At 71.0% G+C, this 24,588-nt stretch carries 23 protein-coding genes; 17 read left to right on the top strand and 6 right to left on the bottom strand.

What is annotated here, in order from left to right; all coding sequences use genetic code 11:
• From tnpB to Apa02nite_RS31900, 3 genes are all read left to right on the top strand, one after another.
• The coding region (tnpB, locus tag Apa02nite_RS31910) for an IS607 family element RNA-guided endonuclease TnpB (RefSeq protein ID WP_307871996.1) at positions 1-1,381 on the top strand (1,381 nt) is incomplete at its 5' end.
• 207 nt (positions 1,382-1,588) lie between these two features.
• Positions 1,589-2,230 carry a DUF2127 domain-containing protein gene (locus tag Apa02nite_RS31905; protein WP_239164701.1) on the top strand — a complete coding sequence of 214 codons (642 nt, stop codon included), beginning with the start codon at positions 1,589-1,591 and terminating at the stop codon, positions 2,228-2,230.
• Positions 2,231-2,310: 80 nt separating this feature from the next.
• Positions 2,311-2,835, top strand: coding sequence for a hypothetical protein (locus tag Apa02nite_RS31900; RefSeq protein ID WP_203828337.1), 525 nt, complete (start codon positions 2,311-2,313; stop codon positions 2,833-2,835).
• On the opposite strand, the gene Apa02nite_RS31895 is transcribed toward Apa02nite_RS31900, so the two are convergent.
• On the bottom strand, positions 2,824-3,480 hold the full coding sequence (locus Apa02nite_RS31895; protein ID WP_203828336.1) for a dihydrofolate reductase family protein: 657 nt from the start codon (positions 3,478-3,480) through the stop codon (positions 2,824-2,826). The two genes, Apa02nite_RS31900 and Apa02nite_RS31895, sit on opposite strands and share 12 nt — an antisense overlap.
• 48 nt (positions 3,481-3,528) lie before the next feature.
• Between Apa02nite_RS31895 and Apa02nite_RS31890 the strand changes: the two genes are divergently transcribed.
• From Apa02nite_RS31890 to Apa02nite_RS31880, 3 genes are all read left to right on the top strand, one after another.
• On the top strand, positions 3,529-4,071 hold the full coding sequence (locus Apa02nite_RS31890) for a hypothetical protein (RefSeq protein ID WP_203828335.1): 543 nt from the start codon (positions 3,529-3,531) through the stop codon (positions 4,069-4,071).
• A 72-nt stretch (positions 4,072-4,143) separates the two neighbouring features.
• The gene (locus Apa02nite_RS31885) at positions 4,144-4,590 is read left to right on the top strand and encodes a hypothetical protein (protein WP_203828334.1); all 447 of its coding nucleotides are present in this window, start codon (positions 4,144-4,146) and stop codon (positions 4,588-4,590) included.
• Positions 4,591-4,689: 99 nt separating this feature from the next.
• Complete coding sequence (locus tag Apa02nite_RS31880) at positions 4,690-4,929, top strand: hypothetical protein (RefSeq protein ID WP_203828333.1); 240 nt, start codon at positions 4,690-4,692, stop codon at positions 4,927-4,929.
• A 29-nt stretch (positions 4,930-4,958) separates the two neighbouring features.
• Here the strand turns inward: Apa02nite_RS31880 and Apa02nite_RS31875 are convergent, their stop codons facing one another.
• Positions 4,959-6,110 (bottom strand): NADAR family protein, encoded by a 1,152-nt coding sequence (locus Apa02nite_RS31875; RefSeq protein WP_203828332.1) that lies wholly within the window; start codon positions 6,108-6,110, stop codon positions 4,959-4,961.
• A gap of 132 nt (positions 6,111-6,242) precedes the next feature.
• On the opposite strand from Apa02nite_RS31875, the gene Apa02nite_RS31870 reads away from it, so the two are divergent.
• From Apa02nite_RS31870 to Apa02nite_RS52005, 9 genes are all read left to right on the top strand, one after another.
• The gene (locus Apa02nite_RS31870; RefSeq protein ID WP_203828341.1) at positions 6,243-6,905 is read left to right on the top strand and encodes a hypothetical protein; all 663 of its coding nucleotides are present in this window, start codon (positions 6,243-6,245) and stop codon (positions 6,903-6,905) included.
• A 9-nt stretch (positions 6,906-6,914) separates the two neighbouring features.
• Positions 6,915-7,412, top strand: a complete 498-nt coding sequence (locus Apa02nite_RS31865; RefSeq protein ID WP_203828331.1) for a sigma-70 family RNA polymerase sigma factor — start codon at positions 6,915-6,917, stop codon at positions 7,410-7,412.
• A gap of 6 nt (positions 7,413-7,418) precedes the next feature.
• Entirely contained in the window at positions 7,419-8,114 is a 696-nt protein-coding gene (locus Apa02nite_RS31860) for a hypothetical protein (protein ID WP_203828330.1), read from the top strand.
• A gap of 87 nt (positions 8,115-8,201) precedes the next feature.
• Positions 8,202-9,221, top strand: coding sequence for an endo alpha-1,4 polygalactosaminidase (locus Apa02nite_RS31855; RefSeq protein WP_203828329.1), 1,020 nt, complete (start codon positions 8,202-8,204; stop codon positions 9,219-9,221).
• Positions 9,222-9,240: 19 nt separating this feature from the next.
• Positions 9,241-9,747 carry a SigE family RNA polymerase sigma factor gene (locus tag Apa02nite_RS31850; protein ID WP_203828328.1) on the top strand — a complete coding sequence of 169 codons (507 nt, stop codon included), beginning with the start codon at positions 9,241-9,243 and terminating at the stop codon, positions 9,745-9,747.
• Positions 9,740-10,819, top strand: coding sequence for a hypothetical protein (locus Apa02nite_RS31845; protein ID WP_203828327.1), 1,080 nt, complete (start codon positions 9,740-9,742; stop codon positions 10,817-10,819). The genes Apa02nite_RS31850 and Apa02nite_RS31845 overlap by 8 nt, the downstream gene beginning before the upstream one ends.
• Before the next feature lie 41 nt (positions 10,820-10,860).
• Positions 10,861-11,805: an endonuclease/exonuclease/phosphatase family protein gene (locus Apa02nite_RS31840; protein ID WP_203828326.1), complete on the top strand. Its 945-nt coding sequence runs from the start codon at positions 10,861-10,863 to the stop codon at positions 11,803-11,805.
• 82 nt (positions 11,806-11,887) lie between these two features.
• A complete protein-coding gene (locus Apa02nite_RS31835) occupies positions 11,888-14,566 on the top strand; it encodes an amino acid permease (protein ID WP_203828325.1) in 2,679 nt (892 codons plus the stop codon).
• Complete coding sequence (locus Apa02nite_RS52005) at positions 14,563-16,794, top strand: putative bifunctional diguanylate cyclase/phosphodiesterase (RefSeq protein WP_203828324.1); 2,232 nt, start codon at positions 14,563-14,565, stop codon at positions 16,792-16,794. The genes Apa02nite_RS31835 and Apa02nite_RS52005 overlap by 4 nt, the downstream gene beginning before the upstream one ends.
• Positions 16,795-17,115: 321 nt before the next feature.
• On the opposite strand, the gene Apa02nite_RS31825 is transcribed toward Apa02nite_RS52005, so the two are convergent.
• The 3 genes from Apa02nite_RS31825 to Apa02nite_RS31815 all read right to left on the bottom strand — a co-directional run bounded on the left by Apa02nite_RS31825 (position 17,116) and on the right by Apa02nite_RS31815 (position 20,691).
• Positions 17,116-17,739, bottom strand: a complete 624-nt coding sequence (locus Apa02nite_RS31825) for a carbohydrate-binding protein (RefSeq protein ID WP_203828323.1) — start codon at positions 17,737-17,739, stop codon at positions 17,116-17,118.
• A gap of 581 nt (positions 17,740-18,320) precedes the next feature.
• Positions 18,321-19,874: a DHA2 family efflux MFS transporter permease subunit gene (locus tag Apa02nite_RS31820; protein ID WP_203828322.1), complete on the bottom strand. Its 1,554-nt coding sequence runs from the start codon at positions 19,872-19,874 to the stop codon at positions 18,321-18,323.
• 91 nt (positions 19,875-19,965) lie between these two features.
• Positions 19,966-20,691 (bottom strand): TetR/AcrR family transcriptional regulator, encoded by a 726-nt coding sequence (locus Apa02nite_RS31815; protein WP_239164700.1) that lies wholly within the window; start codon positions 20,689-20,691, stop codon positions 19,966-19,968.
• Positions 20,692-20,722: 31 nt separating this feature from the next.
• Here Apa02nite_RS31815 and Apa02nite_RS31810 point away from each other — a divergent pair, with 31 nt between their 5' ends.
• Entirely contained in the window at positions 20,723-21,880 is a 1,158-nt protein-coding gene (locus Apa02nite_RS31810; RefSeq protein ID WP_203828320.1) for an FAD-dependent oxidoreductase, read from the top strand.
• Here the strand turns inward: Apa02nite_RS31810 and Apa02nite_RS31805 are convergent.
• Entirely contained in the window at positions 21,877-23,289 is a 1,413-nt protein-coding gene (locus Apa02nite_RS31805) for a serine hydrolase domain-containing protein (RefSeq protein WP_239164699.1), read from the bottom strand. The two genes, Apa02nite_RS31810 and Apa02nite_RS31805, sit on opposite strands and share 4 nt — an antisense overlap.
• 83 nt (positions 23,290-23,372) lie before the next feature.
• Here Apa02nite_RS31805 and Apa02nite_RS31800 point away from each other — a divergent pair, with 83 nt between their 5' ends.
• Positions 23,373-24,485 (top strand): MerR family transcriptional regulator, encoded by a 1,113-nt coding sequence (locus tag Apa02nite_RS31800; RefSeq protein ID WP_203828319.1) that lies wholly within the window; start codon positions 23,373-23,375, stop codon positions 24,483-24,485.
• The last annotated feature ends 103 nt before the right edge of the window (positions 24,486-24,588 follow it).

Genomic DNA, 24,588 nt, shown 5'->3' with positions numbered 1-24,588 from the left:
TGTGAAGACGATCCAGGCGTACCGGTTCGCCCTCGACCTCACGCCCGGCCAGGAACGCGACGTGTTCGCTCACGCCGGAGCGGCCCGTGTCGCCCATAACTGGGCCCTCGCCAGGGTCAAGGCCGTGATGGACCAACGCACGGCCGAGCGTTCCTACGGCGTGGCCGAGCAATTGCTGACCCCGTCGCTGTCGTGGTCCCTGGCCGGGCTGCGTAAAGCGTGGAACCAGGCGAAGCCCGATATGGCGCCGTGGTGGGGCGAGGTGTCCAAGGAGGCGTTCAACACCGGCCTGGACGCCCTGGCCCGCGGGTTGAAGAACTGGGCCGGTTCCCGGTCGGGTAAGCGGGCCGGGCGGCCGGTCGGGTTCCCTCGGTTCAAGTCGCGGCGCCGCACCACACCGTCCGTGCGGTTCACCACCGGAGCGATCCGGGTCGAGCCGGACCGGATGCACGTCGTGCTCCCCCGGCTGGGCCGGTTGAAGCTGCACGAGTCGGCCCGCAAGCTGGCCCGCCGCCTCGAGGCCGGCACGGCCCGGATCATGTCCGCGACCGTGCGCCGTGACGGCGGGCGCTGGCACGTGTCGTTCACGGTCGGAGTCGAACGCGCCGAGCGGGCACCGGCCCGGCCCTCGTCGGTGGTCGGTGTGGACGTCGGGATCCTGCACCTGGCGGTGCTGTCCACCGGGGAGCTGATCGACAACCCGCGCCACCTGGTCGCCGCCCAGCAGCGCATGCGCGCCCTCGGGCGGGCGTTGTCGCGTAAGACCGGCCCGGACCGGCGCACCGGCCAGCGGGCGTCGAAACGCTGGGAGCGGGCCGCTGCCCGGCTCGGCCGCGCCCACGCCCGGGTAGCCAACCTGCGCCGCGACGGCCTGCACAAACTGACCACCCGGCTCGCGGCCGAGCATGGCACGGTCGTGGTCGAAGACCTCAACGTGACCGGCATGCTCGCCAACCGCAGGCTGGCCCGGCACATCGCCGACGCCGGGTTCGCCGAGATCCGCCGCCAGTTGGCGTACAAAACCGCATGGAACGGTGGTCGGCTTCTTGTCGCTGACCGCTGGTATCCCTCCAGTAAGACCTGCTCAGGCTGCGGCACGGTGAAAGCCAAGCTGGCCCTGTCCGAGCGCGAATACGCCTGCGAGGCGTGCGGCCTGATCATTGATCGAGACCGTAACGCCGCCCTGAACCTGGCCGCTCTCGCGGCTGAGTTCGACACCGCCGGGAGTGGCCCGGTGGCAGGACGTGGAGCCGACCAGAAGACCCGCATACGCGGGCAGGTGGCCGTGAAACGTCAACCCGGCACGGCACCCGCCGGTCAGACCGGGACCGTCCCGCCGCAAGGCAGGACTACCAACCGTGTGCTTGCTAAAGCGCACTGAGAGGTAACGGGTCTGGTCCTTGGGGCCGTGACTGGGTGTTGTATCAACTGTGCTGTGGATGTGAACCTGTTGGTCTGTGGGCGTCGTGGGCACCTGACTTATGCGCCTGCTGAGGACGACCTTCGTGCGCGGCTGCATGCCGAGACGGCGTTGGGTGTGGCGTGGCGGTGCCTGCGGTGCGGGGACTTCGTGCTGGGGGAGCCGCGGATGGCCGGGCCGGCCGCCGATGCGCCACTCGTGCCGCGGGGGCGGGCGCTGCGTGACGCGATCATTCTGCGGTTGCTGGCGGTGGAGCGGTTCGTCAAGGGGTTGTTCGTGCTGGCGGCCGGTTATGGCGTGATCCAGTTCCGGGACAGCCGTGACGCCATCGAGCGGGCCTTCCACGAGGACATTCCGCTGCTCAAGCCGTTCACCGACAAGATCGGCTGGAACCTGGAGAACTCGGCGGTGGTGGAGACGATCCGGCGGGTCGTCGAGGCGCAGTCGGACACGCTGCTCTGGGCCGGGATCGCGCTGATCGTGTACGGCGTGCTGCAGCTCGTCGAGGGCGCCGGCCTGTGGCTGCTCAAGCGCTGGGGTGAGTATTTCGCGCTGGTCGCCACGTCACTCGGCCTGCCCATCGAGATCTACGAGCTGACCGAGCGGGTGACCGCGTTCCGGATCGGGGCGCTGGTGATCAACGTGGCCGCCGTGGTCTACCTGCTGGTGTCGAAGCGGCTGTTCGGGATCCGGGGCGGGCACAAGGCGTATGAGGCCGAGCGGCACGAGATGAGCCTGATGGAAGTGGAACACGCGGCCGAGGAGCCGGCGGCGAAACACGACGCGGCCCCGGTCCGGACGGCCGGGTAGGGCCGGTCGATGGAGCTGGGTCAGGAACTGGTCATCGCATGGACCTGAGCCGGCTTCGCCGACCTGAACTGCGGAGCGGGATGGCTCGCGCTGTCGGTTTCGTGATGCTGGGATGTCTGGCGCTCGCCGCGCTGCAGGGGTGCGCCGGCGAACCCGCGCCGCCGTGGAAGGACATCGGCGGGAGCTGCCCCGAACTGACCGTGCCGGCGTTCGCGGAGGCGAAGGCCGGCACGCTGGAGTATTCGGTTGCCAAGGACGGCGGCTATGACGGCCGCTGTCACTACGGCGCGACCGGCGCACCGAGCTCGTTCGTGGCCGAATTTCACATCGACGGGAACGGTCGCCGGTACACCCACGCCGAAGTCGACAGCCTGGTGAACCGGGGGCCCGAGGAGGACGGCTGGGCGGGTGCCGTCGAGCTGCCTCGGGTGGGTGTCCCGGCCGCGGCGTATCTGGACGAGAGGATCGGAGCGCGCGCCTGGTCCGAGAACGCCCTCATCGAGGTCGGGTTCGAGAACTTCCCGGCGACGATGGCGACGCTGGATTCCCGGTCCGCGGACATGACCGCCCTGCTGAAGGACCTGCTGACCGGCTTACGCCGATAGCGCCCGCCGCGCGAACGTCAGGTGGGTGACGCCGCTCGGGGTCGTCACGGCCTCGATGGTGAACCGGTCCTCGAGGCTCTCCAGACCGTCCCAGAGCCGCACGCCCCGGCCCAGCACGATCGGGACCAGCACCACGTGCAGGTGGTCGATCAGGTCCGCTTCGAGGAACTGGCGGACCGTGGTCGGACCACCCCCGATGCGTACGTCCAGGTCACCGGCCGCCTCCCGGGCCTGGGCGAGCGCCTCGGCCGGAGTCGCGTCGATGAAGTGGAAGACGTTGCCGCCCTCCATCTTCAGGGTCGGCCGTGGGTGGTGGGTCAGCACGAAGACCGGGGTGTGGAACGGCGGGTTGTCGCCCCACCAGCCCTGCCACTCCTCGTCCAGCCAGGCGCCCCGCTGCGGCCCGAACTTGTTGCGGCCCATGATCTCGGCGCCGATGCCGGGCCCCCACGCCGCGGCGTACGCGTTGTCGACGCCCTCGCTCCCGCCGTCCTTGCCCTGCATCGACTGGAAGGCTCGCGTCGGGAAGAACCACTCCATGAGCCGGCCGCCCGCGTGCCCGAACGGCGCCTCCAGCGTCTGCCCGTCCCCGGTGGCGAAACCGTCCAGCGAGACCGCGAGGTTGTGCACCCGTACCTTCGACATCGCCCCACTCTAAGCCCGCAGCGGGACGGACACGCGGAACTCGATGCCGTGCGGCGCACTGCTGTCCTGGCCGCTGACGATCAGGGTGTCGTGGTCACCGGCACTCGCCGCTTTCTCACCCCCGACGACGTGGATCGGCTCTACGCGCGGGCTGCCGGTTTGCTCTCCTCCGGCCGCGGCGACGCTCCCGACGCGTCCACGCTGGTCATCCGGATCAGGACGGCCAGCGGCTGGCACGAGACGTCAGTGCGGGGTGATGGTGACCGGGGCCGAGCCGACGAGTTCATGGCCGCCGCGACCCGGGCCGGCACCGACGCCGGCGCGTACCGCTCGGAGCGGGTCGCGGTTGTCGTCGTGGCCGACAGCGACGGTGGCTCCGACGTGCGGCCGTGGCCGCTGAGCACGCCCGCGACCGGGATGCCCGGCTACCCGTCGCGGCCGTGCCTGGTCACCGACGCGGCCGCGGTGCTCGCGGCGGTCCGGACCGCTACTGTCGACACCCGCTGGACGACCGACGACGGACACCGGGTGGCGCTGCGGGTGCGGCCGCTGCTTGCGTACGAAAAGTCTTGCATCGATCTGGGGTCCTGACGTGTCACCGTTCTTGTCGTACCCCCGTGTTTCGATGCCCGCGTCGATATTTCCGGGACGGGGGAGATTGCCGTGGGTGCGTCTGGGTGGAGTTACTACGTGGAGTACCAGCCTGATCTGAGCAAGGCTCTCGACGAGCTGCGCGCGCGGATCTTCGCGGAGGGCGACTACTGGTGGGCCGAGCCGTCCGAGATCGGCAAGTCCGCGAGCGACTATCCGGATCGGCCACGGACCGAGGAGGAGTTGTGGAGTTCCGAGTCGGTCCAGGAGTCCGGGACCCACTCGATTCTCGACATGCAGGAGATGCTGCGGCCGGGCGGGAAGCCGGACTACGGCACGGTCGAGCCGGTCAGCGAGGCGGAGGCGCTGCAGTGCGCCGGTGTCACGACGCTGACCCGGGCACACGTGGAGAAGATCGCCGACCTGGCTACGCAGCGTTGGTTCGGCCGATGCGCGGTGCTGCACGACGACGCCGGCCAGCCCGCCGAGATCTATTTCTGGGGCTTTTCGGGAGACTGATCACTCGCCGAGTAGGCCGACCAGCACCCGCGACACGGTGTCCTCGAAGCGGGGCGCCGGCGTCGTCGGCCCGCCGGTCAGCGCGGCCGCCAGGTGCGGGTGCCGCCCGGCCGCGACGACGTGGGCCAGGTACGCGCCCTGCCGTTCCTGGCGCGCCTGGCCCGCATGCGCCAGCCCGCCGGGCGCGACGGCGACGTGGCGGCCGGCCTGAAGCTGTTGCGGATGATCGCCTCACCCGGCTACCCGTTCGACGAGCAGGACGCCCGCCTGCGAGTGGAGCGCGAACTCGACGCCGGCCTGCCCAGTGGTGTCCGCGACAGCCGTGCCCAGGCCGGCTGAGCCCGCCGCCATGGCGAACCCACGTGCTCTCAGCGAGAATCCGAGAGCTCGGCACCGCCGGCCGCGGGAAGGGGGATCCCGGCGTCGAGGGCGGCGAGTTCGGAGCGGACGACCTCCAGCAACCGGCCGATCCAGTTGCTGCTCTGCGGACCGGAGGCGGTCCAGTAGTCGGAGCCGAGCGCGGTGTAGATGATGCGCGCGTCGCCGGTGGCGAGCAGGGTGCGCGCCATCGACGGATGCTGGGCGAATTTCGTCCGCAGGAGCTGGGTCATGACGGCGAGGCGGGCCGCGGGCCAGCCGGGCCGGCGAGGTGCCTGTTCGGCGAGTTCGACGACGTCGTAGGTGTCCGGCGCTGCCGCGATGCGGTCACGCCAGGCGGGGTCGGCGGTGGCCAGGGCCCAGTAGGCGTGGGTGAGCGTCGGATAGGTCGTGCCGTCGATGGTGAGAATCGCCGGGTAGCCGTTCTGCAGGACCCCGTTGTCCGGATGGTCCTGCCGCCCCTGGTAGACGGTCAGCGGCGCGGTCCCGGGCCGCTCCGGCCCGTCGGGCGGGATCCGCACGTCGGCCCGGGCCTGGTGCAGGTCCCGGTCACGGAAGTACTCGACCGCCTCGGCGTGCATTTCAGGAGTGACCACGTCGTCGTAGTAGTAGTCCTCGACGGTGTCGCCGATCGCGGTGGCCAGGATTTTCAGCGGGCCGTCGCGGTGGTCCATGTCGCCGAGAGCGTAGACACGCAGGTGCTCGGGGACGGCCAGATACCGCTCGCGTACGCGGAGCCGGTTGTCCTCGGTGGCGTCGGCCAGATAGGCCTGCACGGCCTGCAGGCAGCGGCCCGTGGAGTCGGGCCGGTCGTTGAGCCGGTCGATCTCGTCGGCTACCTCGGCGAGGAGCGTGCCGGCGTCGATCGCGCCGGTGGCCTCGGCGAACCGCCACTGCGCGAGGTGGTGGGCCGAGGCCCGGGCGCCGTCGGTCACGGTGGTGGCCACCCGGCCGGATCGCAGGAGTGCGGCCAGGCCGGTGAGGTCAGTGAGTCCACCGGTGCCGGTGTCAAGGGCGCCGTCGGCGTAGATGACCAGGTCGGCCAGGTAGTAGGTGTCCGCGTTGCGGACGAAGACGTGCCGCCAGGTGCCTTCGACGCGGTGGCCGTCGGCGTCGCGATAGGCGCGGCGAGATCGTGTCACCGCGGCACCGTAGCCCAGGCGGGGTAGGGTCGCGAGCCGTTATCTTTCCGTTACCGAGGTTCTGAAATCGGCCGGGTTCCCCAGGCGTGTTCGAGGCACAGCAGCAGAACACGCCGAGCAAGGAGACCCCCCATGCGTACGACCCTCGTCGGAGCCTTCGCCCTCGCCGGTGTCGCGGCCCTCACCGGCTGTGGCGCCAGTACGCCGCCCGCGAGCGACGCCGCGACCGCGCCCGCCTCCGTACCCGTGGCAGTGGTCGAGTCGAGCCCGGCCACAACCGCGACGCCGAAAGCGGCCCGGACCACAGCGGCACCATCGGCAAAAGCCACGGCGAAGCCGAAGGCCGTCGTCTCGGACGTCAGCCAGCTCAAGAAGCTCGGCATCACCCTGAACGCCGGCGTGCTGATCGACGTCGCCGACGACGGCGTGAACCGCTACCTCGCGATCGGCAAGAACGGTGTCGTCGACTTCACCGGCACCACGCGCACCGACAACACGATGATGGCGCTCAAGCCGGCGCCGGTCGCGCAGAAGAACCGGGTCGTGATCAAGCCACCGTTCTACAACGAGGACCTCGGCGCGGGCTCGTGCGTCGCGGACACCGCGGGCGCCGCGCTCAAGCTGGAGACCTGCAAGACCGGCGCGGCGGCGCAGATCTGGACGGTGGTCCCGGCCGGCGACTCGGGTCAGTTCGAACTCCAGGGAAAGTTCGGCATCCTCAAGGTCGAGAACGGGAAACTCACCACGGGCGGCACCGGCCGTACCGGCCTGCAGACCATCAAGTACGCGAAGTGAGCCTTATTAATGCGTGACGCCGGGGACTTCGACGCGTTCTACGCGACGTCGTCGCGTCGGGTCCTCGCTCACGTCTCGATGATGGTGAGCAGCCGGGCCGAGGCCGAGGACGCTGTCGCCGAGGCGTATCTGCGTGCCTGGAACAAATGGCACAAGATCAGCACGTACGAGAATCCGGAGGCCTGGGTCCGCCAGGTCGCGTACCGGCACGCGGTGAGCGCCTGGCGCAAGGCGATCAACCGGCTGCACGCGCACCGGCGGGACACCACCGAAGCGCACGTCGACGGGCTCGGCCCGGACCACGTGGCGATCGTCGCCGCGCTGCGCCGGATTCCGGCTGACCAGCGCCGGGTGATCGTGCTGCATCATCTCGTGGGGCTGACGGTCGCCGAGATCCACCAGGAGACCGGTGTGCCGACCGGCACGGTGACCACGTGGCTGGCCCGGGGCCGCCGCGCGTTGTCCGCGCATCTGACCGAGGACGAGACTCTGGAGAGGGGACGGTGAGCAGCGATGTCTGACGACCAGGTGAACTCGGGCTTCCGGGCGTATGCCGACCATCTCCAGCGCACCGCGGACCTCGCGCCGGCCGCGGAGATCCGCCGGCGTGGCGATCGGCGGCGCCGGAACCGGGCCGCGGGCGCCGCGTTCGCCGTGGTGCTGATCGCGGCGGTCGGGATCGGTGTCGGCCTCGACCGGGGCCCGGATCGTTCCGTGCCGCCGATCGGCCCGTCGGCCAGCCCGTCGGTCGCCGCCTCCCGCAGCAAAGCCGTGCCGAGCGTGACGTCGAACCTGAGCCAGCTCAAGCGGTTCGGCGTCGACTTCAATACCGGGGTGCTCATCGACGTGGCGGACGACGGGGTCGCCCACTGGATGCAGGTCGGCGCGGACGACGTCGTCGACTTCACCGGCGGGGTGAAGGACGCCTCGACCGAGATGTCGCTGCTCCCGGCATCGACGACGACCCCGAACTCGGTGGTGGTCGTGCCGGTGGCCCGGCCGGACAGCTGCGTGACCGACACGCCGGACGTGCCGCTGCGGCTGCAGCCCTGCCAGGACGGCGATCCGGCGCAGATCTGGGAACTCGTGCCGGCCGGCGACTCCGGTCAGTTCGAGATGAAGGGCGCCTACGGCACTCTGCGGGTCGACGACAAACTGGTCGAAGAGCAGCAAACCGGCTGGGTCGGGATGCAGACGATCAACTTCTAAAACTTTTTTGTACGGGCGGCAGCAGACCCGGTGGCCCATCGCGTTCATGAGGGGACGCAGTTCCCGGACGCATGAGGAGTCACATCGATGGTTAGCAACCGCAAGGCGCTCAAGGTGGGGGTCGCCATGGCAGCCGTGGTGATCACTGCCCTGGGCGTCGGTATCGGCACGGCGGATGCGAGCACCCGTGGCTCCTGGTGGGGCGCGAAGCCGCACAAGACGTCGGCGGCGCCGGTGATCGTGGCCCCGAAGCCGAGCGCCTCGTCCGCCACGCCGAAGCCGACCGTGCCGGCCGCGACAAAATCGGCGACATCGGCCACCCCGGCCGCGACGACGACGACCACGCCCGCCGCGACGAAAACGGCCACGCCGCCCGCAAGCGCCACCTTCGCGCCCCCGCCCGCCAACGCCACCTTCGACTACCAGATCGGCGGCGCCTACACCCCGCCCTCCGGCGTGACCGTCGTCAGCCGCGACCGCGAGTCGACCCCGGCCCCCGGCGTCTACACGATCTGTTACGTCAACGCGTTCCAGGCCCAGCCCGGCGACGAGTCGTGGTGGAAGACCAACCACCCCGACCTGCTGCTGCGCGACGCGAACGGCGACCTGGTCATCGACGAGGACTGGAACGAGATCATGCTGGACTTCTCCACCGCGGCGAAGCGGACCGCGCTGACCGGCGTCGTCGGCGCGTGGATCGACGCGTGCGCCACCAAGGGCTTCAAAGCCATCGAGTCCGACAACCTCGACTCCTACACCCGGTCGAAGGGCCTGCTGACCCAGGCGCAGGCGATTGCGTACGCCACCGAGTTGAATTCGCGCGCCCACGCCAAGGGACTCGCCGCCGGGCAGAAGAACACCGCGGACCTGAGCAGCGCGAACGCCAAGAAGGCCGGGTTCGACTTCGCGGTCGCCGAGGAGTGCGCCGACTTCGACGAGTGCGACGCGTACACCGCTTCGTACGGCAACAACGTGATCGTGATCGAGTATTCTCGGAGTGGCTTCACCAAGGCATGCAAGGCCTACGCCGGCACGCTGTCGATCGTGCTGCGCGACGTCGACGTGACCACCCCGGGCTCGAAATCGTACGTCTACGAGGCGTGCTGAACCGCTCGAAACGGCCACTATGACCAACGAAGAACCGGACTTCGACGCGTTCGTGCACGGGCGCGGGCGTGCCCTGTTGAAGTTCGCGTACGTGCTCTGCGGTGACGCGCATCTGGCCGAGGACCTCGTGCAGGAGGTTCTCGCCCGGATGCACCGCCGGTGGGACCGGATCACCGCGATGGACAGCGCCGAGGCGTACGTGCGTACCTCGATCGTCCGACAGTTCCTGTCCTGGCGGCGGCGTCGCGCGTACCGGGAGGCGGTGCTCGCCGACGTACCGGAAATGATCGGCCTGGAGGACAGCCAGCAGCGCGTCGTGGCCCGCGATCAGATGTGGCGCCTGCTGCGCGGCCTGCCGCGCGCGCAGCGGGCCGTGCTGGTCCTGCGCTTCTACTGCGACCTGCCCGACGACGAGATCGCGACGCTGCTGGGCTGCGGACAGTCGACGGTCCGGTCGCAGGCGGCCCGCGCGCTCAGCCGGATGCGGACCATCATGAGCGAGACAGGAGTTGGCGTCGATGGATGAGCTGGACCGGCTTCTGGCCGAGACGATGCGCGACGCCGAGGGCCACGCCCCGTCCGATTCTGGTCTGCTGGGCAGCGTCCACGACCGGTCGCGCCGCTATCACCGGCGCCGGGTCGTCACGGTCACCGCGGTGTCGGCCGCGGCGGCCGTGCTGGTCGCCGCGATCCCGTTCGTGACCGTGCTCGCGGCCCGCCCGGAGCCGGTCACCCCACCGGTCGCGCCCGCGCCGGCCACCTCCGCGCCGGTCGCGCGGCCGACCTCCGCGGCACCGAGGAGCAGCACGCCGAGAACCAGCAGTCCGACGAGTGGCACACCGAAGAGCAGCACGTCGACCAGCAGCACCCCGAAGATCACGCTGGCCGGCGGCTGGACGGCGCCGGCCTTCCCCTACACGCTCCCGGCCACCGACGGCATGAGCGCGCCGGTCGCCTCGATCACCGCCGGGAACCCGAGCGCGTTCTTCGAAGCGACCGAGCTGCGCGACCACGCCGACGTCACGGTGACCGTCGCGACCCGCGAATCGTCGTTCACTTCGCCGGGCACCGCAACGCCGCGACAGGTCCGCGGCCACCCCGGCACGCTGCGCACCGTCGACGTGCAGCCCGCCAAGCAACTGACCCTGACGTGGAAGGAATCGGCGAACCGGTGGATCCGGCTCGCCACCGACGACACCTACACACCGGACCAGGTGGTCGCGCTCGCCGACTCGCTGAGCCCGGCGACGGTCGCGGTGTCCCCACCGTTCGCGCTGGACTTCAGCCCCGCCGGACTGCTGACCGACACGGTCTCCGCGTCCCGGATGACCTTCCGCGCACCGTCCGCGACCCCGGGCAGCGCCGCGCTCACCACCGTCCTGCGCCAACGGCAACAACTCAAAACCGTCAATCAAAAGATCCAGGGGTACGACGCGCAGCTCGACCACCGCGCCGGCGGCGTGGTCCTGTCCGTCGACGTCACCGACTGGAACGCCACCCTGGTGATCACCGTCAGTGACGGCTTCACCATCAGTGACGCCGACCTGATCAAGTTCGCCGCGGGTATTCGCGTCCTGAACCGCTCCAACCCCGAATGAGTGACTACTCTGCGTAATTGATCGTCTGTTATCGTCTGTCGATGCGGTTGCTGGTACTGCTGCTCGTGACCGTCTTCTGTGCGCAGACGGCCGGGGACGCCGCTGCCCAGGAGCCGCCGCGGTTCCTGGCGCCCCGGGAGTCTCCGGCGCCGCCGGTGGCCCCGGCACGCTCCGCGATGGACCAGCTGGCCGGCCCGGCCGCACCGGCCGACCTGGACGTGATGACCTTCAACCTCCGGTACGCCGCGGACAACCGGCCGAACTCGTGGGCGCAGCGCCGCCCGGTGACCCGCGCCCTGCTCCGAGCGGAACACCCGGACCTGATCGGCACCCAGGAGGGCCTCCCGGACCAGCTGCGCGACATCGACGCCGACCTGGGCGACCGCTACGGCCGGATCGGCCTGGGCCGGGAAGGCGGCGACGTCGGCGAACACATGGCGATCTACTTCGACCGGCAGCGGCTGCGCCCGGGACAGTCCGGCAACTACTGGCTCTCCGAGACACCGCAGGTCCCGGCGTCGACCAGCTGGAACTCGTTCCGGATCCGCATGGTCACCTGGGTGCTCTTCACCGACCTGCGCACCGGCCGGCGCTTCTACGCCGTCAACACCCACCTGGACAACAACAGCGCCGAGGCCCGCCGCCACTCGGCCCGGCTCATCCAGGAGCGGCTGGCCACCTTCGACCCGCTGCCGGTCGTGCTCACCGGCGACTTCAACAGCCCGGCGGCGTCGGGCAGTGAGGTCTACCGCGTCCTGACCGAGCAGGCCGGCCTGCGCGACTGCTGGATCACCGCACCCCGGCGCGGCCCGGCGTACGGCACGATTCACAACTACCAGAACCCGATCTCCGGCGCCGAGCGCGACGACTGGATCCTCACCACGCCAGGCGTCACGGTCCGTGGCGCGCTGATGAACACGTACCGCCCGCACGGCCAGTTCCCCAGCGACCACCTGCCGATCCAGGTCCGCCTCCACCTTCCGTAGCGGGAGTTCCCGGCGATCGCCTCAGCCGATCGCTCATCCGGCCGATAGGGCGGACGAGCGCGAGGGGTGGTGAGTTCGGCAGATGGCGGCTGTGGCCGAGGCCTCTGGTGGGCACAAGACCCCAGGCGGGGCCGGGAACGAGGACTGGTCGCTGCGCGAGCACCCGCGGACGATCGGGTGGTTCGGCACCACGGCGATGGCGATGGGCGGGTCGAACCAGAGCCTGTTCCTGATCCCCGCGCTCGTCGTGTCGCAGGGCAGCGCGGCGGTGCCGCTGCTGCTGGTCGGGCTGCTGCTGGCCTGGGCGGCCGCGCCCGGCTGGCTGGAGCTGGTCCTGATGTGGCCGAACCGGGTCGGTGGCATCGCCGCGACCTGCGCCGAGGCGTTCCGGCCGTACAGCGCCGTGCTCGCGAACCTGACCGGCGTCTGTTACTGGTGGGGCTGGGTGCCGACCTGCGGGCTGACCGCGATCCTGTCCGGCTCGGCGATCCACCACTGGGTGCTCCCGCAGGTGCCGGTGACCGTGCTGGCGGTCATGATCGTGGTGCTGTTCACCGCGGTGAACCTGGCCGGCGTCCGGTGGGTGACCCGGCTGGCCAGCCCGATCGCGGTCGGCTCGGCGCTGCTGGCGTTCCTGTCGGTGCTCGGCCCGGTGCTGACCGGCCGGATGGACTGGCACCAGGCCGCCACGTTCGACCTGATCACGCCGTTCTCCGGGGTCTTCGGCCAGATCACCAGCGCGATGGCCGGGCTCTACCTGATCGGTTTCGCCGCGCCGGCGTTCGAGGCGGCCACCTGCCACGTCGGCGAGACCAAGGACCCGGTCCGCAACGTCAAACGGGCGATGATCGCCAGCGGCGGGATGGCCGGCGTCTACTTCCTGTTGATCCCGGTCGTCTGGCTCGGCGTGATCGGCACCGACGGGCTCAGCGCGGACCTGGCGGTCAGCCTCGGCCCGGTGTTCGGCACCATCCTCGGCGCCGCGGCGAAGTCCGCCGCGATCATGTTCATGATCTTCAACATGTTCCACGGTACGTTGCAGCCGCTGGCCGGCGCGGCCCGGACGCTGTCGCAGCTCTCCGAGGACGGCCTGCTGCCCCGGGTGCTGGCCAACCGCTCCCGCACCGACACCCCGTGGGTGGCCACCACCCTGACCGCGACCCTGGCGATCGCGTTCCTGCTGGCCGGCGACCCGGTCTGGATGATCGCCGCGGCGAACTTCACCTACCTGATCGGTATCGGACTGCCCAGCGTCGCGGTGTGGCTGCTGCGCCGGCACGCCCCGGACCTGCACCGGCCGTGGCGCGCGCCGCGCGGCACGGTGATGCTCGGCGTCGGCGCGGCGTCCGTCTGGGGCCTGTCCACGGTGCTCGGCTTCGAGCAGTACGGCCTGCCCACCGTGCTGTTCGGGCTGACCCTGGCCTACTCCGGGGCGGTGTTCTACACCTGGCGGGTGGTGCGGGACCGGCGCAGCGCCGGCCTGCCGGTCTACTTCCGCTCCATGCACATGAAGCTGACCGGCGCGATGCTGGCGGTGATGGTGCTCGACGGCGCCGGATACCTGCTCGCCGTGCAGACCGTCGACCGCGGCCACCTGATCCTGACGACCGTGCTGCAGGACATCTTCGTCGCGGTCGCGATCCTGACCGTCACCGTCGGGCTGGTGCTGCCCGGCACCATCGCGCAGGCCGCCGGGCAGCTGGCCGCCAGCGCCGACCGGCTCGCGCAGGGCACCCTCGCCGACCTGACCAAGGCCATGGAGGCCCTCGCCGGTGGTCGCCTCGAGGACGCGCACGCCCAGGTCGACGAGACGCCGGTGACGGTGCACACCCGCGACGAGATCGGCATCATGGCCGAGAGCTTCAACGTCATGCAGCGCCAGATCGCCAAGGCCGCCATCGCGCTGGACGTGGCCCGCGAGGAACTCCGCGATCACCGCGATCACCTGGAGGACCTGGTCGCCCGGCGCACCGAGGCCCTGGAAGCGGCCAACCAGGAGATCGAACAGCGGGCCGGCGAGCTGGCCGAGCAGGGCCAGCAACTCTCGCAGACCCTGCACGACCTCGAGTCGGTGGAACGGGAACGGCGCCAGCTGCTGGCCCAGACGATCCGCGGCCGGGAGGACGAACGCACCTGGCTGGCCGCGGAGTTGCACGACGGCCCGATCCAGCGGCTCACCGCGGTGCGCTACGGCTTCGAGGAGGCCTCGCTCGCGCTGGAACTCGACGACGTCGCGGACAGCAAGGCCCTGCTGCTGGACTCACAGCTCCGGCTGGAGCAGGAGATCCGGGGCCTGCGCACCCTGATGTCCGAGCTGCGCCCGCCGGCCCTCAACGAGCAGGGCCTCGAGCCCGCGCTGCGCGACCTGGCCGCCTCGTTCCGCCGGCGTACCGGGCTGGAGTGCCCGGTCGCGGTGTCCACCACGCGGCGGATGACGCCCGAGGCCGAGACGGTGCTCTACCGGGTGGTGCAGGAAGCCCTGACCAACGTCGCCAACCACGCCCGGGCCGGCCGGGCCCGGGTGGAGCTGATCGACGTGCCGACCGGCGAAGGGGTGGACTTGACCATCGATGACGACGGCGTCGGTTTCGCCCTCGAGGACATGCCGTCGTTCGTGGCCGGCGGGCATTTCGGGCTGGCCGGGATGCGGGAGCGTGCCGAGCTGACCTCCGGCCGGTTCACCGTCACGTCCACGCCCGGCGGCGGCACCCGGGTCCAGATCTGGATGCCGGCGACGGACCGCGAGGTGGCGCTGCCGTGACCGAACGTCAGTGGTCGGATCACGGGTCCGGCATGTCGGCGTCCCGGCGCCCGACCCCGCAGCCTGGCGAGGCGGGCACCACCACGATCCCGGTGGTGCGCACGCTCGTCGTCGACGACGTGGACGAGGTCCGCGACGGACTGATCCGGCTGATGAACCGGGTGCCGGGCATCGAGGTGGTGGGCGGGGCCCGCGACGGCGCCGAGGCCGTGGCCCTCACCCGGGAACTGCGCCCGGCCGTGGTGCTGATGGACATGCGGATGCCGGGGATGGACGGCCTGACCGCGACCAAGGCGATCACCGCGCTGGAGGATCCACCCGCGGTCATCGTGCTGTCCGCGTACGGCGACGAGTCACTGGTGATCGAGGCGCTGCTCTCCGGGGCGTGCGGCTACCTGGTCAAGGGCACCAGCGGGGTCGCACTGGCCGAGGCGGTGCAGGCGGCCGCCCGCGGCGAGGCCCGGCTGGCCGGCTCGGTGACCCGGCCGCTCGTGCAACGGCTGGTGGAGTCGCTGACCACCGAGCGCGGGTTGCGGACCGCCGCCGAGCAGGCCCAGCGCAGCGCCACCCAGCGGGAGACGGAGAACCGGGCGATGGCCACCCGGCTCGCCGGACTGCTCGACTCCGCACCGGTCGGCATCATCGAAACCGACCCGACCGGCCGGGTGCTGCGGTGGAACCGGGCCGCCGAGGACATCTACGGCTGGACCGAGGCCGAGGTGCTGGGCCGGGTGGATCCCAGCCTCGCCGACCCGGCCGTCCGGCCGGAGAGCCCGGGCAGTTCCTCCGCGCAGCACCTGCGCAGCGACGGCTCGACCGTGGAGGTGGAGGTCGCGCAGGCGCCGCTCGTCGACGAGGACGAGCAGCTCACCGGCGGCATCCGGATCGTCACCGACGTGACCGAGCGCCGGGTGCTGGAGGACCGGCTGCACCATCAGGCCTTCCACGACCTGCTGACCGGCCTGCCCAACCGGGCGCTGTTCCTGGACCGGGCCGAGGCCGCGCTGACCCGGGCCCGGGCCACCGGCCGCCCGGTCCTGGTCTTCCTGCTGGACCTGGACGGCTTCAAGACCGTCAACGACAGCCAGGGCCATCTCGTCGGCGACGAGTTGCTGACCATCGCCGCCTCGCGGCTGGCCCGGTGCATCGGCGAGGACGACACCGTGGCCCGGCTCGGCGGCGACGAGTTCGCCGTGCTGGTCGAACAGTTCGACGACCCGGGCATCGCCGAGACGCTGGCCGCCCGGATGCTGGCCGCCCTGCAGGAACCGACGTGGCTGGCCGGTCGCCCGCTGATCATCGATACCAGCATCGGCGTCGCCGAGTCGTCCGGTGGCGACGACGAGAACGCGCTGAGCCTGCTGCGCGACGCCGACCTGGCCATGTACGCCGCGAAGACCAGCGGCAAGGCGCGCTTCGAACGTTTCGAGCCGCGGATGCGCGTCGCCGTGATGGAACGCGCCATCGTCGAGAACGACCTGCGGGCCGCGCTCAAGCTCGACCAGCTGCGGCTGGTCTACCAGCCGATCGTGGACATGCGGACCCGCCGGATGCAGGGCGCGGAGGCGCTGCTGCGCTGGTACCACCCGGAACGCGGCGTCATCCCGCCGGTCAGCTTCATCCCGCTCGCCGAGGACCTCGGGCTGATGACCGAGCTCGGCGCGTGGGTGATCCGCAGCGCCTGCCGGCAACTCGGCGCCTGGCGCCGGCAGCTCCCGCCCGGTGGAGACCTCTACGTCAGCGTCAACCTGTCGCCGACCCAGTTCGCCGACCCCGGCCTGCTCGACCACGTCCGCGACTGCCTGACGGAATCCGAGTTGGAACCGCACAGCCTGGTCCTGGAGATCACCGAACAGGTGCTCGTCGACCAGTACAGCCGGGCCCGCGCCGTGCTCGCCGAACTGAACCAGATCGGCGTCCGCGTCGCGATCGACGACTTCGGCAGCGGATACAGCTCCCTGGCCTACCTGCTGGAGCTCGACGTCGACATCCTCAAGATCGACAAGTCGTTCATCGACGCACTGACGCTGAGCCCGAAGGGGCCGGTGCTGGTGGGCAGCATCCTGCACATGGCGTCCGCGCTGGGGCTGCGCCCGATCGCCGAGGGCATCGAGACCGAGGAACAGCTCAGCTACCTGCTGCGGGCGAACTGCCCCTCCGGCCAGGGCTTCCTGTTCTCCACCCCGGTCGACCCCGAGCAGATCGCCGCCATAGCCATCACCCCCTGAACCGAAAGATGTCAGCTGGCCCTCAGGGGTGCCTCGAGGTGCCGGAGGCACCCCTGAAAGCCAGCCGGTGCCGAGTCGTGCGCCGGTGCCCGGTCCCGGCTGGCTCTGAGGGGTGTGTCGAGGTGCCGGAGGCACCCCTGGGAGCCAGCCGGTGCCGGGACGTGCGCCGCGGCCCGGTCCCGGCTGGCACTCACGGCTGTCTCGCGCGCCCGGAGGCAGCCGCCACCACCAGCCGGTGCCCGGTCCCGGCTAGCGCTCACGGCTGCCTCAAGCGCCGGGAAGCGACCGCCACCACCAGCCGGGCATTGCCTGACCGGTGGGTCAGAGGGGGAGCCAGAGGGCCAGGACGTTCGGCGGCTCCCAGCTGACGATGGCGGTGTGCGCCTGGCGGCACTGGTACCGCTTGCCGTTGTAGGTGACGATCTGGCCGACCTTGTAGGCGGTACCGGCCTCCCAGGCGGTGCCGGCCGGGGTGGAGACCGACGGCGACGGGCTCGACGGGGTCGACGGGCTGGCGGAGCTTGCCGAGGCGCTCGGCGTCGGCGAGTTGGTCGCGCCGGAGGTGAAGCTGCGCATCAGCTGGCTGAACTGCCAGGTCGACTGCGCGACACCGGAGCAGTTGCGCTCGCCCGGTGCCTGGCCGGGGCAGCCGCCGTTGTCACGCTGCAGGGCCCAGAACGACAGGGCGCCGATGCCCTTGGCCTTGGCCCAGTTGGTCACGGTCGTCGCGTTCGCGAGGGTGAAGACCTCGGCGCTGAGGTTGCCGGTGTCGTTGGCGTAGTCGTCCTGGCCGTTCATCTCGATGATGCCGACCTGGTTCCAGTACTGCGCGTCGGTCTTGCCCGGCCACACGCCCTTGAGCTGGCTGACCAGCCCGGTCGCGGCGGTCTGGGTGGCGGCCGCCATGTCGTGCGTGACGCCGTCGTAGTAGTCGAACGTCATCATCTTCTTGCCGCAAAACTCCCGGCTTTGATGGTGAGGAGGACACGGATACCTGAGGATCAGGTCAGAGGCAGTCGATCTGTCCTCGAGGCAGCAGGCGTTATCCCAGACAGTGCTGTAATTTAGACCGCGAGTTCGGGACGGTGCGAGAGCCAAGCTCCGACCCGACTTCGATGATCGCGACCGTTCGGCACGCGGCGAGACCGCAGGCCGCGCGGTCAAACGCTGCGGGGACGCTCCCCGCCACGGTTGGGCAATATCGTGCCAGTGCTGACGACGTCAGACATACGGGTCGCTTTCTTTCGGAACAGCGGGTCGGATGCGGTCTGAGCTGGGAATCCCTGGACTCGTCTGTGGGAGGTGTCAAGATGTTCACGATGTCGATCCGGATCCGGGCTGATTCTGCGTGATGTTCTGCAGCAGGGTCATGCCGTTGGGCATCAAACCGTCCGCAGGCATCCATGTCACGGGTTCCGCGACGTACCGGATTGCCGCGGGGTCACCGGTCGGCGTGCTGACCTTGTGCCTAAGAATGGAAAGGGCCGGCGGGGTCACCCCGCCGGCCCTTCTCCGTGATCAGCTGATCAGTGCAGGATCACCGGTGCGGCGTCGGCGCGGTCTGTGCCGAGAGCGGACTTCTCGCGCTTGCGCGGCAGGAACAACGCCGCCACCACGGTCACCGCGACCAGCGCGCCCGCCACCCAGTAGGTGTGCGCGAACGCCTGTGCCGCCTGCGCCAGGCCCTCCTTGACGCCGGCCTCGCCGCCGATCTGCGCGGCGATCGCCGGGTCCCGGCGGGACGCGATCGCCGGGCCGGCCAGCTGCGCGTCCTTCAGGCCGTTGGTCAGGATCACCGACATGATCGCGACACCGACCGAGCTGGCGATCTGCTGGGTGATGTTGAGCAGCGTCGACCCTCGGGCGACCTCGGCCGCCCGCAGCGTCTTGAGCGCCGACGTCATGATCGGCATCATCGTGCCGCCCATGCCCAGGCCCATCACGAACAGCGTCACGATCAGGTACGTGTACGACGTGGTCGAGGTGATCTGGGTCAGGCTGATCATCCCGGCCAGGATGAAGAGCAGGCCGAACGGCACGATCCGGCCGACCGGGAACTTGTCGGTGAGCATGCCGGCGATCGGCATCGTCAGCATCGCGCCGAGACCCTGCGGAGCCACCAGCAGGCCGGCGTGCAGCACCGACTCGCCGCGGATCTGCTGGAAATACGTCGGCACCAGCAGCAGGCCGCCGAAGAACGCCACCGCGAACAGGAACATCGTGATGATGCTGACCGCAAGGTTGCGGTCGCGGAACAGCCGCAGGTCGAGCAGCGGATGCGCCGGCTTGAACGAGTAGAAGACGAACGAGACCAGCAGGATCAGGCCGACGATCCCCGGGATCAGCACCTTGGGCGCGGTGACCGTGCCCTCCGACGGGATCGACGAGACGCCGTAGAGGAACAGCGCCAGGCCGGGCGACATCATCAGCATGCCGACGAAGTCGAACGTCTCCGACGGGTGCGGCGCGTCCTTGGGCAGCACCACGAACGCGTAGATCAGGGCGATGATGCCGATCGGCAGGTTGATCAGGAAGATCCAGTGCCAGCTGGCGGCGTCGATCAGCCAGCCGCCCAGGATCGGGCCGCCGATCGGGCCGAGCAGCATCGGCACGCCCAGGATGGCCATCAGCCGGCCCATCCGCTTCGGGCCCGCCGCCCGGGTCATGATGGTCATGCCCAGCGGCATCAGCATGCCGCCGCCGAGCCCCTGCAGCACCCGGAACGCGATCAGCATGTTGATGCTGCTCGCCATCGCGCACAGCACCGACCCGAGGGTGAACAGCGTGATCGCGGTCATGTAGAGCCGCTTGGTGCCGAACCGGTCGGCGGCCCAGCCGGTGAGCGGGATGACGGTGGCCAGCGCCAGGGTGTAGGCGGTGACCGTCCACGCGACGGTCGAGTAGGCCAGCGGCTGGCCTTCCGTACCGAAAATGGTCTGGAATGTCGGCAGTGCGACGTTGACAACCGTGATGTCGAGGATCGACATGATGGCGCCGAGAACGACAACCCCGGCGATCTTCAATATGTCGCCGGTGATCCGCTGATCATCCGCGGCGGCGGGCGTTGCTACCTCAGTCATAGGTCCTTCTCGCGCGAGCAGTGTCCGTCAGACCGAGTCTGCCCCAGGTCGCTGGCACGCGCCGCACATGACGCTGGCACGGCGGCGCTGCTCACCGTCGCGTGTCGCCGGTGACGCCGTCCAGGATGGCGGCCAGGCCGCGGTCGAAGGTCTCCGCGGGGTCGAGATGCGCGCCGTCAACGACCAGCCGGGCGATGGTGGGGTAGCGGCCGGTGTCGAGCATCCGGGTCAGGTAGGGGCCGAGGCCGCGCTGCCAGGCGGACTCGTCGGCACCGGTGGCGCGGGCGGTGCGTCGCTCGGTGACCTCGCGGCGCAGCGCGCCGATCAGGAACGCGTTCAGGGTGCCCAGGACCTGCTGGAGATCGTCGATGCCGCGCACGCCGGGGGCCCGGCTGAGCGCGGCCGCTGTCGACTCGCCGACGGCGAGCGCGTGCGGCCCCAGGTGCGGCCGGCCGCCGAGCAGGTCAGAAAACCATTCATGATCAAGAGCGACGGTACGGGTGGTCCGCGCGATGGCCACCACCGTGGCGCGCCATTCGGGGTCCCGCCCGGCGCCGGCGATCTCGCCGTAGACCGCGTCGACCATCAGTTCGAGCAGCTCAGCCCGGTTCGTGACGTAGTCGTAGAGCCGCATCGGGCCGACGCCGAGCTCCTTGGCGAGCTTGCGGACGGACAGCTCGTCGAGGCCGTGCGCGTCGGCGAGCCGGACCGCGGTGGCGGCGATCTTCGCGCGGCTCAGCGGGACCGGCGCCGCTCGTGCCTGCGGCTCGGGGCGTTCCCAAACGGGCACCGAGCCATTACCGTACGGCATATCCATGACGTACATCGTACGCTAAGAAGGGTCGACCATGCGCATCGCGATCGCCGGCGGCGGACCGGGTGGACTGACGCTGGCCCGGATCCTGCACCGGCACGGCATCGGCGCGGTGGTGTACGAACGCGACGCCGACCGATCCGCGCGCACCCAGGGCGGCATGCTCGACCTGCACTCGGAGTCCGGGCAGCACGCCCTGACCGAGGCGGGGCTGGCCGGCCGATTCTGGTCAGCGGCCCGTCCCGAGGGCGAGGAGCTGCGCATCCTCGACCCGGCCGGGCGGATGCTCCTGCACCACCGGCCGCAGCCCAGTTCGGTCGCCGGCCGCCCCGAGATCGACCGCAGTGACCTGCGGGACCTGCTGCTCGACTCGCTGCCGGGCGACACGATCGTGTGGCAGCACCGGCTCGTCGCGGCGACACCGCGCCCGGGCGGCGGTTTCGCGCTGACGTTCGACGACGGCCGCACAACCGGCTGTGACGTGCTGATCGGCGCGGACGGGGCCCGCTCGGTGGTCCGGCCGCTGCTGACCGACGCGCCGCTGTCCACGGTCGCGCTGCTCGCCGAGCTGAGCGTCGGCGACGTCGACCGGCGGCACCCGGACCTCGCCGCGCTGGTCGGCCCCGGCAACTTGTGGTGCCTCGGCGAGAGCCGGATCCTGGCCGCGCAACGCCTCGGCGACGGCAGCCTGCGCGTCGGGATCTCCCTGCCCGCCGACGGTGTCGGGCTCGACGCCGCCTCGGACACGCGAGCGCTGCTCGCCGGCGGTCCTGGGCTCGGCGCCGCCCCGGACACGCGAACGCTGCTCGACATGTTCCGCGGTTGGAGCCCCCGTCTGACCGCGCTGGTCGAGGCCGCGGACGGCGCGGCGACGATGCGTCGCATCGAAACCATGCCCATCGGTACGCGGTGGGCCACCCGCCCGGGCGTCACCCTGATCGGCGACGCCGCGCACCTGATGCCGCCGGTCGGGGAGGGCGCCAACCAGGCCATGCTCGACGCGGCCGAACTCGCCGCCGCCCTCGCCGCGAACCCGGCCGACCCGGACGCGGCGATCCGGGCGTACGAGGAGACGATGTTCCGCCGGATCGGCCCGATCGCCGAGATGTCCGCTCGTGTTCAGGTGATGATGCTCACCCCGACCGCTGCGGCGGACCTCCTGCGCTTCTTCACGCCCGAGCCCGCCGGCTAGGCGACGTCGGGCCGGGTCATCAGGGGCGAGCGCAGGTGCCGGAGCAGATCGGGGCCGGTCAGCGGCGCGATGTTCCAGGTCGCGGCGGCTGTTCCGGTGGTGGCGTCGACGGTCAGCCGGACCCGGTGCGGGGTGGTGATCACGTAGAGGTCGGCCACGAACGTGTCGTCCTGCCAGGCGCCGGTGGCGACGACCGGGCGGCCCAGCGGCGCGCTTTCCCGCCACGTGCCGTGACCGATATCGATCGTCAGCGCCCCGAGGGTCAGCCGCCAGCCGCCGTCGGCCGGGTCGACGATCACCGGGGTGCCGTCGGGCAGCGGTGCGTCGTCGGCGGTGCCGTCGAGCCGAGCCGTCACCGAGCGCCCGGCGGCGCCCGGCACCACGGCCAGGGACAGCCCGCGCAGGCGCTCGGCGAGAACCTCGTCGTCCCGGGGGCTCCCGGGAGCGTCCACGCCGGGCAGCAGGCAGTCCCAGAACGCGTCGAGCACCGCCTGGGCCTGCGAGTGGGCGCCGGTCACGGCGATCACCAGATCGTGCGACGGGACGACCACGCACAACTGGCCGAACGAGCCGTCCGCGTGGAAACCGTGCCTCGACAGCCAGAATTGGTAGCCGTACCCCCGCAGGTAATCGCCGTCCGAGGGTCCACCCTCGATCGGCCGGGTCGCGGTCTGCTTCCGCGTCGCGAGATTCACATAGGTACGGGGGAGAAGCTGCCGACCGCCCCAGACGCCGTCGCGCAGCAGCACCTCGCCGAACGCGGCGAGCGCCTCGGTCGTCAGGTGCAGCCCGTGGAACCCGAAGGCGGCGCCGCTCGCGACCCGGTCCCACTCGGCGTGCCTGACGCCCATCGGGTGGAAGAGCCGCTCGTCGAGGAACTCCGGCAGACCCCGCCCGGTGACTCGTTCGACCATCCGGGCGAGGAGGAAGGTGGTCGGATTGTCGTACCCATGACGTGTTCCTTCAAGATCTTGAAAAGGCACGCCTAGGAAGCCCTTGACCAGGTCTTTCGGCTCGCGCTGCCAGGCTTCGGTGAGGCTGTCGGCGCGGTGGCCGGTGGTCATCGACAGCAGGTGGTGCACGGTGAGGCGGCGGCCCTGCGCGGAGATGCCGGCCGGTACGTGGTCGGGCAGCACGTCGACCACCCGATCGTCGAGCGCGAGCAGCCCATCGGCGATCGCCAGCCCCACCGCGACCGAGGTGAACGACTTGGTCACCGAGTAGAGCAGGTGCGGGCGCTCCGCGGAGTACGGCGCCCACCACCCCTCGGCGACCACGTGCCCGCGGCGCACGACCATGTGGGAGTGACACTCGACGGACAGCGCTTCGATCTTGTCCAACAGCGCGGCGACCGCGCGGGACGACATCCCCGTGGCGGCCGGGGACGAGCGCGGCAGCAGAGAAGGCATCCGGCACCCTAACAAGATCCGGGTCGCGACTCCCGTGGTCACGAGTCGGGCACCTAGCCCTAAACTGGGCGTGCATTCGGCGGGTGTCCGCAGCGGTGTGTGAGAACGACGCCATGGGCGCGACGGCCCGCGAGTCCGAAGACCTGCCACTGCCCGCGCCCGACCCCGGGCGCGGTGTGCTCGGTGACCTCGAGGGCGGGTCGGCGGTGGATCACGCGACGTTCCAGAGTGCGCAGGTCGGACCCGGCCTGCGCGCCGTCCCCGTGCCCGCTCCCGTTGCTGTGCCCGCTTCCGTGTCCGTTTCGGCGTCCGCGCCCGCTGGGGTGGGGGAGCCGCTGAGCGCCGGGGCGCTGGCCCGCCGGCTCGGCGTGGCCGCCACCACGCTGCGGACCTGGCACCAGCGGTACGGGCTCGGCCCGACCGGTCACGAGGCCGGCCGGCACCGCCGGTACACCCCGCACGACATCACCGCGCTGACCACGATGGCCCAGCTCACCACGCGTGGGGTGCCGGCCGCCGACGCCGCCCGGATGGCCCGCCGCACCACCGCGGACTGGACCGCCCGGCATCCGGCCGCCGACCCGGGCACCGAGTCCGCGGCCCGGGGACTCGCCCGCGCGGCCCGCCGGATGGACGTGCTGACCCTGCGGGAGACGCTGGCCGCGGCGGTCGCCGCGCACGGCGTGCTGCGCACCTGGCACACCCTGGCCGGACCGGCTTTCGTGCACGTCGGCCAGGCCCGGGACAGCGACGCGCGCAAGTCCGTCGCCCGCCGGCTGCTCGGGCGCTGCCTGAGCGAGGTGTTCGCGCAGGTGCCCCGCCCGCCCGCGGGTTCACCGGCCCCGGTGCTGCTGGTCGCCGCAGATCATGGGCGCGATGTCGGCGCCCTCGACGCGCTGGCCGCGGCGCTCGCCGAGCGCGGCACCGGCTGCTTGCACCTGGGCGCCGGGCTGCCCCACGAGGCGCTCACCGAGGCGGTCCACCGCGGCCACCCGGCCGCCGTGGTGGTGTGGAGCCACGCCCCGCACCCGGACCTGCCGGCCCTGCTCGCCGCGCTCACCTCGGCCCCGGGCTGGCAACCCGCCGTGGTCACCGCCGGCCAGGGCTGGCCGCCCGAGGACACCGCACCGCTCAGCGCCGCGACCCTCGCGGCCGCCGTGGCCGCGGTCACCGCCCTGATCAACGACCACAACTGACCGCTTCTTCACACACGGTCGGTGGTGGGGCGTTGTGTGGGGTTTTTGGGTGCGCAGCGCACCGCTACTTCACACACTGTCGGTGGTGGGGCGTTGTGTGGGG

The sequence above is a fragment of the Actinoplanes palleronii genome (assembly GCF_016862315.1).
In the GTDB taxonomy this organism is placed as follows: Bacteria; Actinomycetota; Actinomycetes; order Mycobacteriales; family Micromonosporaceae; genus Actinoplanes; species Actinoplanes palleronii.
Note: the sequence above shows the minus strand (reverse complement) of the source record. Positions and strands in the feature narration are given on the sequence as shown.